A 1,120-nucleotide genomic window follows, 5' to 3' on the forward strand; every position below is an offset into this window, starting at 1 on the left:
AACTGATGTTACGCACGAAGTTGGCCGAGTTGGTGGTATATAGCTTTCAGGCCCACGGTATAGAGTTGGGCTTTGAGGCGAAAATGGCCGATTCCGCACTTTAGTTTGAGCACCTCGAGTTTGGTGTAGGCCAGCACGGCGGCGACGAAGTGCGTGGCTTGCGTGGCCAGGGTTTTGGTGGGGGCCTTGCCCATCGAGGCGTTTTGTTTGAGCGACTTATGATATTCTTCCACTTTCCACCGTCTTTGGTAAATCGTGGTCAGTTGGGCCTGGTCCAGGTCGGTGTCGCTGCTGACCAGATACAGAATGCCTTGGCTACCGTCTTGGTTTGTAAAGACTTGTCTGGTCACGAGCACCGTCTGCTGGACGGACCGCAAATAGACGCGCAAGGGCTGCGTATCCGGAAAGACCAGCGACTGCACGGCTTGAAACCGGCCCTGGGCGCGGTCAGCTTCGCTCAAGGCCACGGTGCGGCTGCTTTCGAGGGCAAAAATGAAGTGGTGGCCCAGGGCCCGCACCAGGCACATGTTCTCGGCCGAGGCGTACCACGAGTCGGCCAACAGGTAGCGGTAGGCCACCTGTTGCTGGGCCACGCGCAGCATCTGCTGCAGGTACTCGTTCTTGGAAAACGGGCTCTGGTAACTGGTTTTCTGGGTCTTGGGGTGGTAAACGGGCACGGTTTTGCGCACCAACTCGACGGCGATGGGCACGGCCAACTTGCTGACCTGGTAGAGCAAGCTGACAAAGTTGAGGCCCTTGACGTAGCGTTGCTGGCTGTGGTCCCAATGGGTGCAAATCAGCTCGTTGGCGTCCGTATGCGCCTTTTCCAGCACCGAATCGTCCACGATGAGCACCGCGAACTCATCGGCCAGCCGCCGGGCCTCGGCTTGCCGAATCAGCGGCTTGGCTTGCCGCCACACCTCGGCCGAGCCGTAAGTGGCCTGGCTCAGCCAGCGCGTAACGTGGTCGTGGCTCAACGCCCCGTCCAGCAGCCGCGACAAGCCCGTGGCCGTGGTTGGGCCCGTCGAACTCAGCAAATAATCCGTGTACAGGTCCAACGTGCAACTCATCATAGGCAGTGTTAACGGGCCACCCAACTCAACGGATGCGTAACATCAGT

General features: G+C 59.3%; 1 protein-coding gene. It reads right to left on the reverse strand.

From position 1 onward, the window contains the following. Positions 1–8 precede the first annotated feature (8 nt). On the reverse strand, positions 9–1,073 hold the full coding sequence (locus JKL48_RS22840) for an IS701 family transposase (RefSeq protein ID WP_201987723.1): 1,065 nt from the start codon (positions 1,071–1,073) through the stop codon (positions 9–11). Positions 1,074–1,120 lie beyond the last annotated feature (47 nt).

The sequence above is a fragment of the Hymenobacter rubidus genome (assembly GCF_016734815.1).
GTDB classification, from domain to species: domain Bacteria; phylum Bacteroidota; class Bacteroidia; order Cytophagales; family Hymenobacteraceae; genus Hymenobacter; species Hymenobacter rubidus.